Origin of the sequence: Mesorhizobium sp. M0207 (genome assembly GCF_040321995.1) — a bacterium.
Taxonomy (GTDB): domain Bacteria; phylum Pseudomonadota; class Alphaproteobacteria; order Rhizobiales; family Rhizobiaceae; genus Mesorhizobium.
Window position 1 is genome coordinate 18480 of record NZ_JAMYSQ010000029.1, and the last position, 14704, is coordinate 33183.

Below are 14704 nucleotides of genomic sequence, written 5' to 3' on the forward strand. Positions count from 1 at the left end.
AGCTTGCGCAATTTGGACCATCCCCACTGGAGGCATCGCGATAAAAGTACGCCAAACAACGCTAAGGGAGAACAAGCAGTGATCTGATTTCGTTCGACGCTCGTTTTCGAGAGCCGTTCTGGGTCGTTCGCAATCAACTGTGTAGGCCAGCGGAGCGAGCAAGGAGCGCCAGATCCGGACAGGGCTGAGTGGGGTGTTTCTCCGAAAGGTGGGGCCATGCCCTAAGGGACACGAGATGTAGTGGATTCGTCGATCCGCGCTGTTTCGATTCGCGCACCCGGGCACAACGCTTGGATAAGTCCCATCAGATGCTCTCCGGTGGCCGTCATCTGTTTAGCTGACATTGGGCCGAGGGCTTCCAGCACGAGCCACATGGCGCGGGTATCGACCGTGACCATGGTGCGCCGCCCCTGCCGCCAGTTCCAGCGGCGGCACGTGACACCGGCATCATCGCACCAGATGACTTCGCCCGGTTCGGGATGCTCGGTTACCATTTCACCTTGCTGGATCGTGTCGAATGGCTCCGCTCCCTTCGCAATTAAAAGTCTCGGGACCCCCTGGTAGAGATCGAGATCCTCCCCGCCAATCGGAACGCCATACAACACGCTGACGGCATTGTAGGCATCAACCAGTGGGGAAATCCGCGGGAGAGAGCCATCTTTCCGCACCCGCTTGAGAAGCGCGGCGGCCGAGCACGGCGTTCGATTGGCCTTTGTGCCGAAAGCCTCGTAGGCAACGGCCCACGCCGCAAGATGCGCGTCCCTTTGGGCGTCATCGCGAAGCGCCGCCTGTTCCGCCGCCGCAATCGTGTCGTTCAACGCCTGTGCATCCGGCACGTCGATTTCAGCGTTCCGCACCACAATGCTGATCAGATGAAAATCCGGGTAGCGGGCCTTGATCTCGGGGGCAATCAATGGCGTGAAAGACATGGGATGCTCTTTTCTCATGGGGAGGCTTTGCGCTGCGGGTCGTTCGGGAAATGTTTCAAGAAAGGTGCTTGTCGAGCGTCCAGATCTTCTGGCGTCGCCATGGTGCATGCCGCACCATGCGCTGGATAATTCCATCATTCGGCGGTGGACAAGGCCTGATGTCTTGCGGGTGCTCGAGCCCACCTTGGCCGGCAATAAGCTGCGCCTCCGCTAGCTCCTCCATTTCATAGGAGGCAGCAGGCGCGATATGGATGTGAAGCAGCTTTCCATGCCGGGTCATGCATCGCTCTCGGACATTCGTCTCGAAAATCTGCCGCCAAACTGGCCTGATCAACAGCACCAGTTGCATGGCGTATTTCCAGTCCAGTTGGCTTTGCAACGAAATGCGGTTCAGCCCAAGCGTCGGTTTCCTCGCCAGCACGCCACGTCCCCGCCGTTTTAGCCACCGTGTCCCGGCAACGCGTCTTGCACCTGCCTGACAACCGCTCGCAGGATCTCAACGCCCTTCTCGATCTGCCGAATGCTCAAGGCGGCATAGCCCATGACAAGCCCCACGCGATCGATGTGGCCTTCGTCCGACTGCCGCTCGTAAAGGGGCGAGATCAGGTGTAGCCCCAGGCCCGCGCCTCGGGCGGCTTCGACCAGGGTCGTTTCCCGCGATCGCGGCAGTTCGTCGAACCAAACGACAACGTGCAGACCGGCCTCTGCTCCCTGGACAGCGATGCGATCTCCGAAGCTGCGCCGCAAGGCGCCCAACAACGTCTCCCGACGCCCGCCGTTCAGCCTGCGCACACGCCGCACATGGCTTTCATAGCCGCCACTCTCGATCAAACAGGCCAGAGCCTCCTGTTCAGCCACCGGCGAATGCCGGTCCGCGAATTGTTTGGTGGTAGCGAAGACCACCTGCAATTCCGGCGGGACGACGAGGTAGCCGATACGCAGCATCGGCGAGAGCGTTTTGGAGATCGTGCCGAGGTAGATGACAGCCCCGTGGTCCTCGAGACTGTGCAGCGGAGGGACCGGATTGATGTCGTAGCGATATTCGCTGTCGTAGTCGTCCTCGATCACGTAGGCATTGTTGTGCCGCGCCCATTCCAGAAGCTGGTGGCGGCGCGTGATCGGCATGACGCCGCCCAGCGGAAACTGATGCGATGGCGTGACATAGGCCAGTCGTGCACCAATCCCCGCCAGCAACTCCGTCTTCATCCCGTCCTCGTCGACGGTGACCGGGACGGGCGAGGCACCCGTACTGGCAAAGACCTGACGCGCCATCCTATAGCACGGGTCCTCGATGACGAAGCGGTCGGCGGGATCGAGAAGCAGGCGAGCGCACAGATCTAGGCCCTGCTGCGAACCGTTGACGATGATGATCTGCTCGAGGTCGCAGCTCAGGGTTCGGGCGCGCCAGAGATAGCCTTGGAGCGCCTGGCGCAGCCGGCGCGAGCCGCGAGGATCGTCATAGGCAAGACGCAACGGGCGCTGCCCCATCGCCTTGCTCATCGCACGTTTCCAGACCAATGCGGGGAAGTCTGACGGCGCCAGGTCGCCATAGCGGAAATCGACCTTCAGCCCAGTCGGCAGATAATCCGGCCAGGGCGGCGTGACGCGCAGTCGTTCGCCATAGGCGGACAGATGAACCGGGCCGACTCGTTTCGCGACAGTGCGGCTCGTCTCAGGACCGATCAGCGAAGATGCAACGCGAGGTCGTGCGCCTTGACGGACTTCGATGAAACCTTGCGCGGTCAGTTGGTCATAGGCGACCGTCACCGTCGTTCGCGAAACCCCAAGGTCATTTGCGAGGCCTCGGGAGGACGGCAGCTGACTGCCGGTTTCATAGACGCCGCCGAGGATTTGCTCGCGAAGAGCCTCGTAGATCTGGCGTGCACCCATCGCGTGCGAGCGACCTGCAGAACCGGCACTTGAAGACTGGACCATTTCATTCATTGCTAACTGGATATTTCACATTGGCCAGTTTGCCGTCAATCTTTCGGAAACCCAAGAAAGATCTTAGAGGCCGAATGACCCGCTCCTATCAATCCGAAACGGATGCTCTCACGCGGTCGCTCAACGACACCGGTCCCGGATTCGCCACTCGGGCGATCCATCATGGCTACGATCCGGCCGGCTTTTCCAATGCCGTTCAGCCGCCAGTCTTCTTGACCTCGACCTATGGATTCGAAAGCGTGGCAGCGAACGAGGCCGCCGCCGCACTTGGCGGAAGGCTCTATGCGCGCGAATACAATCCGACGACGGAGATCCTCGAGCAACGGCTCGCCAATCTGGAAGGAGCCGAGGCAGGTCTGGTCGTTGCCTCGGGGATGGCGGCTTTCGGGACGCTGATCCTGTCGCTCCTGTCCCAAGGCGATGAACTCATCGTCCACAAGACGCTTTATGCGAACACGCTAGCCATGGTCGAACAGGCGGTCCCCCGCTTCGGCATCAAGGTCGTCGCGGTCGACCTGTCCGATCCCCAAAATCTCGATGCCGCGATCACCGAGCGGACCCGGCTTGTTTTCTTCGAGACGCCGGTGAATCCGCTGAGCCGCATCCTCGACATCGCTGCCATTGCCGAGCGCGCCCACGCGCGCGGTGTAAAGGTTGCAGTCGACAGCACCTTCGCCTCGCCCGCGCTCCAGCGGCCGCTCGAACATGGGGCCGACCTCGTGCTCCACTCCCTGACCAAATACATCAATGGGCATGGTGACGCCCTTGGCGGGGCGATTCTCGGCGACGCGCAAACGCTCCGCACGCTGCACGAGACGGGCCTGCGCTACATCACCGGCGCAGCGCTCTCGCCCATGTCAGCCTTCCTGATCCTGCGCGGTCTGAAGACGCTCACGCTGCGCATGGAACGCCACAGCGCCACTGCCCTTGCGGTGGCTCAGGCGCTCGAGGCGCACCCGGCGGTGGCATGGGTGAGTTATCCCTTCCTCGACTCGCACCCTGATCAGGTGACGGCGCGAAAGCAGATGTCCCACGGGTCGGGCATGTTGGCCTTTGGCCCCCACGCCGGATTCGAGGGCGCGCGGCGGATGATGGACCGGCTCAACCTGATCACCCGGGCTGTCAGCCTCGGCGATGCCGACAGCCTCATCTATCATCCGGCAAGCCTGACCCGTGCTCGTCAGCCGATCCGCAAGGATGCGCATCTGGCCGATGGAGTCGGCGAGGACCTCATGCGTCTCTCGGTGGGTCTTGAAGACGCCGATGACCTAATCGCCGACCTGCGGCGGGCTCTGGACATCTTGTGATGACCTGTGGTCCGGCCAGTCCCGCGCTCGCGTACAAACCCGGAGCCTCGCCATGGCATTCCTGAGCGGCCTTTCCGCGTTTCCCATCACGCCGACCGATCGTGATGGCCGCGTCGATACCGTTGCCCTGCGCAGGCTGATTGCTCGGCTTGGCACCGCTCAGGTCGATTCCATCGGTCTTCTCGGCAGCACCGGCACCTACATGTATCTGTCGCGCGAGGAACGGCGACGGACGCTCGCCGAGACCTTGGACGAAACCGCGGGGCGAATGCCGGTCCTGGTGGGTGTGGGCGCGCTGCGCACCGATGAAGCCGTGGGGCTCGCGCAAGACGCCAAGGCCCTTGGAGCTGCCGCGGGGCTGCTTGCGGCCGCCTCCTACACCCCGCTCACTGATGACGAGGTGTTCGAACATTTCTCGACGGTGGCGTGCGAGAGCGGCCTGCCGATCGTCGTCTACGACAATCCAGGAACGACGCATTTCCATTTCACCCCAGCACTCGTCAGCCGCCTGGCAAAGGTGGGTGGGATTGTCGCTAGCAAGAATCCGACAGACAAGGGCGATGCGATCAAGAGCCATCTGGCCGACCAGAGGCGCACTGTGCCGGAAGGGTTCTCGATCGGCTACAGCGGCGACTGGAACGCCGCAGAGGCCATGATCGCCGGCGCCGACACATGGTACAGCGTCCTCGCCGGCATCCTGCCCGAGGTCTGCGTGAAGATCGTCACGGCGGCGCAACAGGGCGATGCGGCCGAAGCGCGACGGATCGATGCCACGCTTGCGCCGCTCTGGAGCCTCTTCAAGGAGTTCTCGAGCCTTCGCGTCGTCTATGCACTTGCCGAATTGCTCGACATTTGCCGTGCCGACCCCCCGCGTCCCATCCTGCCTCTGCCCTCAGCAGCGAAGCGCCAGATCGCCGCCGCGTTGGAACGCTTGCCATCGGATGTCAACCTGTGAATAGCGAACCCGGCGGCCAGTGAAGGAACCTGTCATGTATGTACCCGCGCATTTCGATGAACCGAGCCGAGAAGTCCTCTACGAACTGATCGAGAACAGTGCACTTGGCATGCTGATAACCCATGGCCGGAGCGGTCTCGACGCCAATCACATCCCCTTCGAAGTCGACACGTCACAGGGAGAAAACGGTACCCTTTACTCCTGCGCGATTAATACACGTGCCGAAGGAAAGTGCACATTCTGGCTCGAGTGACTTATTTCAAAGGATGTGATCGCGTTTTGGCACATTCACGGCCGACATGCGGCAGCCCGTCACTCACCACATGGTGAGCAACCAGGAAACCCTCCGGCCTACACTTTCTACCGGAGCGCACGTGCTGCATCGACCATGTTCATGAGGGCAGGGCGGACCTCCTCCCATTTGCGTGTTTTGAGGCCACAGTCCGGGTTTACCCACAGTTGGGAATCCGACAGTCGCTCGCGGGCAAGCATGACGAGATCCGAAATCTCCCCGACTTCCGGGACACGTGGTGAGTGAATGTCGTAGACTCCGGGCCCGATTTCGTTCGGATATTTGGAGCTCGTGAAGGCGTCCAGCAGTTCCATTTTCGAGCGCGACGTCTCAATCGAAATTACATCCGCATCCATTTCGGCGATCGCGTCGATGATCTCGTTGAACTCCGAATAGCACATGTGGGTATGGATTTGAGTCGCGTCCTTTACACCCGTTGAGGCGATCCGGAAGCATTCGACAGCCCAGTCGAGATAGTCTTTCCAGTCAGACTGGCGCAGTGGCAATCCTTCGCGAAACGCGGCCTCATCGATCTGGATCATCCTTGCGCCGGACCATTCGAGATCCGTCACTTCGTCGCGGATGGCAAGCGCGATCTGGCGGCATGCCTCGGAGCGGGGTACGTCGTCGCGAACAAAAGACCAGTTGAGAATGGTCACTGGGCCTGTGAGCATTCCCTTCACAGGCTTTTCCGTAAGCGACTGGGCGAATTGCCACCAGCGCAGCGTCATCGGATTGAGCCTCGATACGTCGCCGAAGATGATGGGGGGGCGCACGTAACGCGACCCATAGCTCTGCACCCAGGCATGCTGGGTGAAGGCGAAGCCGGACAGCTGCTCGCCGAAATGCTGTACCATGTCGTTTCGTTCGAACTCACCGTGCACCAGCACGTCCAGCCCGATCTCTTCCTGCCAGCGAATTGCAGCCTCGATCTCCTTCTTCAGGAAGGTCTCGTAGTCGACATAGCTCAGCTGGCCCTTCGCATGAGCGGCCCGCGCCCTGCGTACCTGCGGCGTCTGCGGGAAGGACCCGATGGTCGTCGTCGGGAACGGCGGCAGCCCGAGCGTGCCGGCCTGGACTCTGGAGCGCTCGGCAAAAGCGCTCTCTCGTCGCTTCATGCTGTCGTCAATGCTGGCGATCCGTCCCTCAACAAGCGGGTCATGGATCTTCGTGGATGTCACGCGAGTGGCGGCAGCCTCGGCAGACGCTTTCAACGCGCCTGCCACCGCATCCCTGCCTTGAGTCAGGGCCCGGGCCAGCAACACCAACTCGTCGGTCTTCTGGGCCGCGAAGGCGAGCCACGACCTGATGTCCGCGTCGAGTTCGGTCTCCATGCGCAGGTCGATCGGCACGTGCAGCATCGAGCAAGAAGGCGCGATCTCGACGCGGTCCAAGGGCCAGCCGGCGACGATCGGTTTGATGCGGTCGAGAATGGCGGGCAGGTTCGCACGCCAGACGTTGCGGCCATCGATCAAGCCAAGCGAGAGCACCAGATCCTTCGGTGCGAGCCGACCCACGGTTTCCAGTTGCTCGGGAGCGCGCACGAGATCAATATGCAGCCCGGCCAGGGGCAGAGAAACCGCGGTTTCGAGATTGTCTCCCAGCGGCCCGAAATAGGTAGCCAGCATGATCTTCAGCTCGGGCGCGGCTTTCGACAGCTGGCCATAGGCGAATTCGAACGCAGCTCGTTCGTTCGGGTTCAGATCGAGGACAAGCGCTGGCTCATCGATCTGCACCCAGTCGGCTCCAGACAGCTTCAGCCTCTGCAGGAGTTGCTCGTAGACGGGCAGCAGCCGCGGCAGGAGCGCGATGGGATCGAATCCTTCGGCAGGCGATTTCGCCAGCTTGAGGAAGGTGATCGGTCCAAGGATGACTGGGCGTGTGTGAACGCCGAGAGCTTTAGCCTCGAGGAAGTAGTCGACCGGTTTCGTCGACGAGAGGGCGAACGTCTGATCATCGTTGAGTTCCGGCACAATGTAGTGATAGTTGGTGTCAAACCACTTGGTCATTTCCATCGCGGTTACATCAGACCGATGAGCCGCCTGCTGGTGACCAGCGTGTCGACAATCCTCCGTCTGACCCTGGTTGCCCCGCGCCATTGCGAAGTAGATGTCAAGTGGAACCTCGCCGCTATTCCAGCCGTAACGGGATGGAACGGCGCCGACCATGGCTGCGGTGTCGAGCACATGGTCGTAGAGCGAGAAGTCGTTCGACGGGATTTTCGACACGCCGCGATCGTGCTGCTCCTCCCAGCTAGCGGCACGGAGCGCCTTCGCGGTCGTGAGAAGGTCGGCAGCGGACGATTTTCCGGACCAGTAGCTTTCAAGCGCGAATTTCAGTTCTCGCCGACGACCGAAGCGGGGCACACCGAGCGTTGCTACAGGAATTTGCTGAGAGACAGTCATGCCAGACCCCGATGGTTGGGGCGTCGGTGACAAGGAAGGCGCTAGCAGGCCGGCACGAACGCCAGGCTGCAGCGGCCACCGAGACACCCCGCCCGTGGACGTAATTCGCCGTGGCAGGTCTCCTGGCTCGCGGGGTCATAGCCTCTACCCGTCTTCCCAAGGCTATTCGCCTCAGTGACATGAGTGGGGTTGGCTCGCCGCTAACAGTTGCGGGGGCAGCGCCGGCATCGCACCGGCTTCCCTCTTAGCTCCGCTGCGGCAGCGCCGTACGGAGAACCACGACGCGGGAGACAATTACAGCAGTTCGCTTCTTTGTCAACGCCGTGTCCGCGCTCAGTACATATGAGACGGCTGGGTCATCCGGTCTCGGCAGATTTTGAGATACTCGCTTGGAGTGAGGCCGTCGAGTGCTCCGTGTGGCCTGTGATGGTTGTAGAGATGCTGGAAAGCATCGACATGCTGGGCGATCTTGTCGATCTGGGTTGGCAGATCGACGGTAGCGTAGAATTCGTAGCGCCAGGCGCCGTTGCACCGTTCGACGGCTCCGTTGAGTTTTGGCGACCGTGGCGGCAGGACATAGAGGGGGATTTCGTTGTCCTGGCACGCGGTCTCGAATTCGGCCATGAACTCGGAGCCACCGTCGATCTGGATGGCCTTGATCGGCCACGGCATTTCGGCGGTGACCTTGGCGAGGAAGTCGGCGGCGTTTGCGGCGGTGGCTTGCGCATAGGGCTTTGCCACGGTCCACTTGGCGAAGACGTCATAGGCATCGAAGTGCTTGACGGTTCGACCCGGCGCGATGGTCAAGGTCAGCGTGTCGATCTGGATGACATCGCCGGGCTTTTCGAAGCAAACGTCCTTCGGCTTGCGGATGGCGTGTGGCCTGGTCTTTGGGGGCGATTTGCGGCCGGCCTTGCGGATGAGTTCGGGCACCGGCGTCACCCGGCCACGCTCGACCAACTTCTTCAGGATGCGGCCGACAGTGGCGTTGGAGACGGCAAAGCCGGCCTTACGCAACACAGGACCGAGCTTGTCCTTGCCCCAGAAAGGAAAATCCAGCCTGAGCCGCTCGACCTCGGCGCGCAAGGTCGGGCTCCAGCCGTTGGCGCGAACCCGGTGCGGACGCCGGCTCTTCGGCTCGGGTGCGCTTTCCCAGCGATAGAGGGTCGAACGCGGCACGCCGACCGCCCGCGCTGCCTGCCCGGCATCCAGCCCGTCCCGCATCGCGCGCCGCCATCGCGCCACCGCGTCGCGTCTTCTCTCTGCTTCGATTGTTGGGGGCTTCGCGCCGAGAAGCCGCGACGCCCGGCCGGCGTTGCGTATAATATGACCGGGCAGGCCAAAAACCTGCATGGGGTTCTCCTATGATTCGAGCTTCGCAACCCGAGTTACGGAGAACCCCTCCTCAACTGCAAGAATCTCATATCTGTCTGAGCGCGGTCACGCCGCATAAAGAAATGTTTATGTCGTTATGTTAAATTTCCGTTGGCATGTTCCAAAGGTCGCCTCGAAAGCGAAAACTGTGGAAGCCTTGAGCGGCCGGTAAATCAAAGCAATGACGCACGGCGCCCTTGTCCAGGAGGATAGGAGTTCGTCGGCTGCCGGCAGCAAACATACCGGCAAGCGCCGTGGTGCTGCTTCCCGCATCATGCGAACCACCTCGGCGTCGAACTTCGGCTCCGAGGTTCCGACCGCTTCGTTGGTGATCTGCTCGCGACCATATTCGGCTCAATGGCGAGGCTGTTGCCCATGTGGAAGCTGTTGGCCGTGATGCCCTCGGTGATATGACACAACGATTTCGGGGGGAGCACACCGAGGCTTGGCGCAGCGGCGTGATCGAGGCCAATGTCTCGAACTGCTTGTTCGCAGCCCACCGGCTCAAGGTAACCCGGCTCAAACCACCGGGCCAGCTCAAGTCCTGTCCAAATGAGGCCTGAGCGGCAAATCGTCGTGCACGCGCACGGTTTGGCGTTCGATCTTGTGATGCGTCTTGGGCGGACAATCGCCACGGTGCAGCGCGCAGAAGCGGTCCCCAATTGGGAAGCCGAGGGCGGTGAGGGCAAGCCAGCGCCACAGGCGGAAGGGGACTTGGACCTGTTTGCCCTGCTGGACCACAAGTTCGCGACACAGGGCCTCAAGGAGAAGACCAAGAGTGATCATGCGCGGGACCTCGCCAAATTCATCAAAAGCAGCGGGCGTCAAAGTTCGGCGCCGATTGACATGGAGATAGCCATCGCGGCGGACCGCCCAGGTGGACCGCAAGCCGGAATACAACCGGGTGCAGGCGGCCAAGCTCGTCCACAAGATGGCGTCGGGCACACACCGGCGATGGGAGAGCGGACCGTGGAGTGCAGGAACTTTACGCCTATCCACGCTCCCGTGGACGTGTCCTGCGGCACATCGGCAGCGATATTGAGGAGGCAGTTGAGCTTCTGGTCGAGCACTCTTACCTGCCACTACCTACGCTTAACGTCATCTCGTACTGAAAACGCACCACGCAAGGTCGAGATGTAACATGCGCCCTTCGTGGATGGTTCTAAGCTTCCTCGGGCGCGGTCAATCTGTGATAACGGTCGCTTGGAACCTCCATCACCGCGACGCGATCAAGGTTGGCGTATCGCGCTCGGTAGTAACCTTCTTCCTCCACTTCGGCGAAACTACACTGGGGAACGTCAAAGGTCGCAGCTTCCAATCCGAAGAAAGTCGTAGCGGTTTCTTCATCCAAGAAGTTCCACTCATCTTCTCCGTCGTCATATGTGACGCGAACATAGGAGGCCATGCGCACGGCTTCCTGATCACCCATCTCTGCGATGATCGCATCGCATTCTTTCTTCAGCTTTCCTGAAACCTCACCCTTATCCCAGTCATCCAAAGCCCGATAGATTTCTGGATGATAATACTCTGGCATCTCCTCTACATCGTCACCGATAAGCTCAATGGTGCGGACATATTGCGGATTTATCAAGAGTATTTTGTTGTCAAGGCTCCAACAATACAGCCATGGCCTGCTTGTGTTATTTCTACGAAGATTATGAAGTTCCTTCAACTGACGTAAAATCGATTCACGCGCCTTTTCATCGATGGGATATTGGCGGCTGCCAACAGTCGTCTTGATTCTGAGCGTGCCGTATCGCGTTTCGGCATCGGCAATTGCAAACGGGCTCGTGCGCCACTCCTCGACATCAATCTTCCAGCCCAGCAGCTCCTCGACCGTGCATTTCAACGTGAGACAAAGGTCCTTGATCTGCTCGACGTTCAACTGCGTTTTGCCTGTTTCCCAACGGGCCACAGTCTGTTGTGTCGTTGCCATCTGCTCTGCCAAATCTTTTTGAGTCATGCCCAGTCGAACCCTAAGCTCTTTCATGTTCATAACTCACCTCGCGTGTTCAACACACGCATTGTGGATGAATTAATCTAACACGTCAAGCGTGTTCAAAAATCGCAGCATGTGTTTTTAGGGCGTCTTCGAGGCTCCGGCAGCCGTTCGTGACCACTTGCGCAAGACACAGGGCTGGTACACAGCACGAATGGGCGATCAAAAATTACTGCTGAAATTCAGATAATTATTGTGGGCGAGTCTCGATCTCTCTGATCGACACGATAGTCGACCATCACCAGGATCGGACCGCTTCGTGGCCGCAGGTCAAGTTGCAGCGTCGGTTCGCTGAACTTGTTGGTCGGATCCAGATTGAGCGTTTCAAAATCCGGCTGACGCAGAAGGATGCCCATCAGTCCCCCAATCACAAGAACCATGCTGGCGGACGAGCAAGGCTCCCGAAACACCTTCGACATCCGGCAGTTCGCCCCAAAGCCAGCTTCCCGCCGCCATGCCGCCGTATGTGGCCGTCTGATAGAGAGACAGGGCGCGTCCAACCACCCACCGCGGCGCCGAAAGCTGCACTGTGACGTTAAACAGCGAGAATGATTGAATCCAGGCCGCACCGGCCGGCACGAGGAGGAGACAGCTCAGCCAAACGTGCTCACTCCATGCCAGAAAGAAGCAGCTGATCGCCAGTATAAAGAGCGCACCGCGAATGACCCATTCGTTGGAGAGAACTTCTCGGACCCGCCCAATGAGGAGCGCGCCGCAAATCGCTCCCAGGCGAAGAAGCCGAGCATCACGCCGTAGGTGACTGCGGTCCCTTTGATCTGTTCGCGAGCGACCAACGGCAGGAGAGCCAAAATGACAACGGCGGTGAGGCCGAAAATGAAACTCCGGCACATCACCTTGAGAAGGTTCGGCGACAAGAGCACGTAACGGAAGCCCGCCGCCATCGCACTGCCGAAAGCCTCCCGTGGCAGCGCTTGTCGTGCCCGTACCGCTTTCCACCGACAGCGCAGCGATCAGAGCGAAGTAGCAAAAGACGTTAAAGAGGAACGCGAAGGCCGCACCGGCTGTGGCCACGATTATGCCGCCAATCGCCGGCCCGATGCTGCGCATGAGATTGTAGCTCATGCCGTTGAGCGCAACCGCGCTAGGCAGGTGTTCGCGAGGCAGGATATCCCCCATCGAGGCTTGCCAAGAGGGATCGTGCAATGCCCAACCACAGCCGATCAGGAAGGTGAGACCCAGAAGGATCCAGGGTGTCATTTCCCCCGCATAGGTCAGGAACGCCAGGAAGGCGGATACGCAGACCATCAGCAGTTGCGCAGTCAACATGATCCGGCGACGGTCAAAGTTGTCCGCGAGCGCTCCCGCCGCGAGGGAGAAGATCATGTACTGGACGAGCGCCACCATTCCATGGGAGGTGGCGATGCTGGTCATCAGCCAAGCCGCCGCCACACCTTCCACCAGGGTGCCAAGGTTCGAAACGAGTGCAGCCGACCATAGCGAACGGAAGGTCTTGTGCTGAAAAGGAACGAGTGAAGATGTTCTCTTCGCCATTGTGGGAAGCTTCGGGATCAACCGCGGGGCTGGATTTGGTTCGCCTCACTCAACCATGGCCTCGCCGTACAAGCCAAGCTGCCACAGTGGCGCGCCTGCTAACCCAGAAAACTTGGCGGCCTTACAGGCATGCGCAGGACGCGCGAAGCCGCTCAAATCTCCCCCATGGGTCAGCCATCGAAGACCGGCATCACTTGCCCGTTGAGCGGCTGGAAGCGCCAAAAATTCGAGCGGCGACTTCATTCTCCTATTCAGGAAGGAACTATGAGGCGGCAGACGCGACCATTCACCGTGGAAGTCAAACAAAAGCGCAATTATCAAAAATCCGCACGTTCCATCTGGGGCAATTTCGACATCGCCGCGGCGATGGCCGAGACAACAAAGGAAGTCGAGCCGTTAAATCGTCAGCTTGTTGACTCTACTGTAGTGGTCCTTGATGCTGAACCTTTGCACGAACTGCGAGTGGAGCATTTCATGGCCAATCCCCTGGAAACCGAGTCAGCAGTAGTTCCTAGCGCACCGGCAGACAAATCGGAAACGCCAAAACCGAAGACGAGAGCGCGGCGGTCGAGGAAGCCAGAAGCTGAGGCGAGCGCGCCTGCCCGCAAGGAGGGCGCCAAGCCGATATCCGCGACCACTGAAGCACCGCCGTCAGCGCGAACAGGCCGAAAGAGCTACTCCGCGAAGGATCGTGCCCAGAAGCTGGCGCAGATCGAGACCTCGATCGGCGGCGGCGCTACTCTCAAGAGCGCGGTGAAGCAAGCCGGCATCTCGGAACAGACATATTATCTTTGGAAGAAGGCGGCGGCGCCGGCGGCGGACAGTGACGGGCTGAAGGATCTCGTCGCGCTCGAGGAAGAAAACAAGCGGCTAAAGAGCCTGCTTGCCGATCGTCTCCGCAAGGAGAATGCGGAACTGAAGAAAAGGCTCGGGCTGGATTAAGGAGGCTGGGCAGCTGGTTCTTGGCTCGCCACCTACAGCAGCCCCGCCTGCTCGGCCTCTCGGCGCAAATTCTGCCTTGGCCTTGGGCCGATCTGCTGGATGACCAGCCCGGCGGCCAGCGAGCCGAGATCGCCGCACTGCTTCAGGCTGCGGCCTTGCGTGTAGCCGTAGAGGAAGCCAGCGGCGTAGAGGTCGCCGGCGCCGGTGGTGTCGACCAGCTCCCGGATCTTGGTCGCCTCGATGGTGACCGTCTCGTCGCCGCGCACGATCACCGAGCCCCTTTCCGAGCGGGTGACGGCGGCGATCTTGCAATCCTTGCGGATCCGGGCCAGCGCCTCGTCGAAGGACGCGGTCTGGTAGAGCGACTTGATCTCGTGGCTGTTGGCAAAGACGATATCGACGGTGCCGGAGCGCATCAGATCGAGGAATTCGTCGCGGTAGCGATCGACGCAGAACGAGTCCGACAATGTCATCGACACTTCGCGCCCGGCGGCGTGGGCGAGCTTAGCCGTCTGCCGGATCGCCTCCTTGGCGCGCGGCGGGTCCCACAGATAACCCTCGAAATAGGTGACCGCGGCGCCCGAGGCCTTGTCGGCCTCGACGTCCTCCGGCCCGAGCTCGACGCAGGCGCCGAGATAGGTGTTCATCGAGCGCTCGCCGTCGGGCGTGACGAAGATCATCGAGCGCCCTGTCGGAGGTTCGCCGTTAAGCGGCCTGGTGTCGAAGGCGACGCCCTGGGCATGGATGTCATGCGCGTAGATTTCGCCGAGTGCGTCGTTGGAGACCTTGCCGAAGAAAGCGGCGCGGCCGCCGAAGGAGGCAACGCCCGCCGCCGTGTTGCCGGCGCTGCCGCCCGAAGCTTCAATGGCCGGGCCCATGCGGCTGTAGAGCAGTTCGGCGCGCCTCGTGTCGATCAAATTCATCGCGCCTTTGATGATGCCGTTGGTCTCCAGGAACGCCTCGTCACACTGGGCGATGATGTCGACGATGGCATTTCCGATACAAAGCACGTCATAGTCCGGCATCAATTCATGTCTCCGCCAAA

At 60.6% G+C, this 14704-nt stretch carries 11 protein-coding genes, 2 pseudogenes and 1 riboswitch; of the genes and pseudogenes, 4 read left to right on the plus strand and 9 right to left on the minus strand.

The genetic code is table 11. The annotated features are described in order from the left end of the window. Positions 1-221: 221 nt before the first annotated feature. The 3 genes and pseudogenes from NKJ15_RS27800 to pdxR form a co-directional block, all read right to left on the minus strand. Positions 222-929 carry a B3/B4 domain-containing protein gene (locus NKJ15_RS27800; RefSeq protein WP_352458254.1) on the minus strand — a complete coding sequence of 236 codons (708 nt, stop codon included), beginning with the start codon at positions 927-929 and terminating at the stop codon, positions 222-224. Positions 930-1110: 181 nt separating this feature from the next. Then, a pseudogene (locus NKJ15_RS27805) lies at positions 1111-1209 on the minus strand (MOSC domain-containing protein); the annotation flags it as partial. Between the two features lie 158 nt (positions 1210-1367). Beyond that, the gene (gene pdxR / locus NKJ15_RS27810) at positions 1368-2864 is read right to left on the minus strand and encodes a MocR-like pyridoxine biosynthesis transcription factor PdxR (RefSeq protein ID WP_502906960.1); all 1497 of its coding nucleotides are present in this window, start codon (positions 2862-2864) and stop codon (positions 1368-1370) included. 83 nt (positions 2865-2947) lie between these two features. On the opposite strand from pdxR, the gene NKJ15_RS27815 reads away from it, so the two are divergent. From NKJ15_RS27815 to NKJ15_RS27825, 3 genes are read left to right on the plus strand one after another with little or no spacing between them, the layout of a single operon-like run. Beyond that, positions 2948-4180, plus strand: coding sequence for a trans-sulfuration enzyme family protein (locus tag NKJ15_RS27815; protein ID WP_352819081.1), 1233 nt, complete (start codon positions 2948-2950; stop codon positions 4178-4180). Between the two features lie 52 nt (positions 4181-4232). Then, entirely contained in the window at positions 4233-5135 is a 903-nt protein-coding gene (locus NKJ15_RS27820) for a dihydrodipicolinate synthase family protein (protein WP_352819021.1), read from the plus strand. Positions 5136-5169: 34 nt separating this feature from the next. Next, positions 5170-5388 (plus strand): FMN-binding negative transcriptional regulator, encoded by a 219-nt coding sequence (locus tag NKJ15_RS27825; protein WP_352819023.1) that lies wholly within the window; start codon positions 5170-5172, stop codon positions 5386-5388. A gap of 107 nt (positions 5389-5495) precedes the next feature. Here NKJ15_RS27825 and metE read toward each other — a convergent pair whose 3' ends face one another. The 5 genes and pseudogenes from metE to NKJ15_RS27850 all read right to left on the minus strand — a co-directional run. Next, entirely contained in the window at positions 5496-7832 is a 2337-nt protein-coding gene (metE, locus tag NKJ15_RS27830) for a 5-methyltetrahydropteroyltriglutamate--homocysteine S-methyltransferase (RefSeq protein ID WP_352819026.1), read from the minus strand. 95 nt (positions 7833-7927) lie between these two features. Beyond that, positions 7928-8128, minus strand: a riboswitch (cobalamin riboswitch). A gap of 37 nt (positions 8129-8165) precedes the next feature. After that, a complete protein-coding gene (locus NKJ15_RS27835; RefSeq protein WP_352819028.1) occupies positions 8166-9185 on the minus strand; it encodes an integrase core domain-containing protein in 1020 nt (339 codons plus the stop codon). Between the two features lie 558 nt (positions 9186-9743). Next, on the minus strand, positions 9744-10124 hold the full coding sequence (locus tag NKJ15_RS27840; protein ID WP_352819030.1) for a hypothetical protein: 381 nt from the start codon (positions 10122-10124) through the stop codon (positions 9744-9746). A gap of 244 nt (positions 10125-10368) precedes the next feature. Continuing rightward, positions 10369-11202, minus strand: a complete 834-nt coding sequence (locus NKJ15_RS27845; RefSeq protein ID WP_352515945.1) for a helix-turn-helix transcriptional regulator — start codon at positions 11200-11202, stop codon at positions 10369-10371. A gap of 212 nt (positions 11203-11414) precedes the next feature. Beyond that, positions 11415-12717, minus strand: a pseudogene (locus NKJ15_RS27850) (MFS transporter); the annotation flags it as partial. A 129-nt stretch (positions 12718-12846) separates the two neighbouring features. Here NKJ15_RS27850 and NKJ15_RS27855 point away from each other — a divergent pair. After that, on the plus strand, positions 12847-13659 hold the full coding sequence (locus tag NKJ15_RS27855) for a transposase (protein ID WP_352819033.1): 813 nt from the start codon (positions 12847-12849) through the stop codon (positions 13657-13659). A 32-nt stretch (positions 13660-13691) separates the two neighbouring features. Here the strand turns inward: NKJ15_RS27855 and NKJ15_RS27860 are convergent, their stop codons facing one another. Beyond that, positions 13692-14684, minus strand: coding sequence for an adenosine kinase (locus tag NKJ15_RS27860; protein ID WP_352819036.1), 993 nt, complete (start codon positions 14682-14684; stop codon positions 13692-13694). Positions 14685-14704: the final 20 nt, after the last annotated feature.

What these genes read in the sequence shown, in the direction of transcription:
- NKJ15_RS27800 (WP_352458254.1), bottom strand. Translation starts at nt 929, where the DNA reads ATGTCTTTCACGCCATTGATTGCCCCCGAGATCAAGGCCCGCTACCCG.
- pdxR (WP_502906960.1), bottom strand. Translation starts at nt 2,864, where the DNA reads ATGGTCCAGTCTTCAAGTGCCGGTTCTGCAGGTCGCTCGCACGCGATG.
- NKJ15_RS27815 (WP_352819081.1), top strand. Translation starts at nt 2,948, where the DNA reads ATGACCCGCTCCTATCAATCCGAAACGGATGCTCTCACGCGGTCGCTC.
- NKJ15_RS27820 (WP_352819021.1), top strand. Translation starts at nt 4,233, where the DNA reads ATGGCATTCCTGAGCGGCCTTTCCGCGTTTCCCATCACGCCGACCGAT.
- NKJ15_RS27825 (WP_352819023.1), top strand. Translation starts at nt 5,170, where the DNA reads ATGTATGTACCCGCGCATTTCGATGAACCGAGCCGAGAAGTCCTCTAC.
- metE (WP_352819026.1), bottom strand. Translation starts at nt 7,832, where the DNA reads ATGACTGTCTCTCAGCAAATTCCTGTAGCAACGCTCGGTGTGCCCCGC.
- NKJ15_RS27835 (WP_352819028.1), bottom strand. Translation starts at nt 9,185, where the DNA reads ATGCAGGTTTTTGGCCTGCCCGGTCATATTATACGCAACGCCGGCCGG.
- NKJ15_RS27845 (WP_352515945.1), bottom strand. Translation starts at nt 11,202, where the DNA reads ATGAACATGAAAGAGCTTAGGGTTCGACTGGGCATGACTCAAAAAGAT.
- NKJ15_RS27855 (WP_352819033.1), top strand. Translation starts at nt 12,847, where the DNA reads ATGCGCAGGACGCGCGAAGCCGCTCAAATCTCCCCCATGGGTCAGCCA.
- NKJ15_RS27860 (WP_352819036.1), bottom strand. Translation starts at nt 14,684, where the DNA reads ATGCCGGACTATGACGTGCTTTGTATCGGAAATGCCATCGTCGACATC.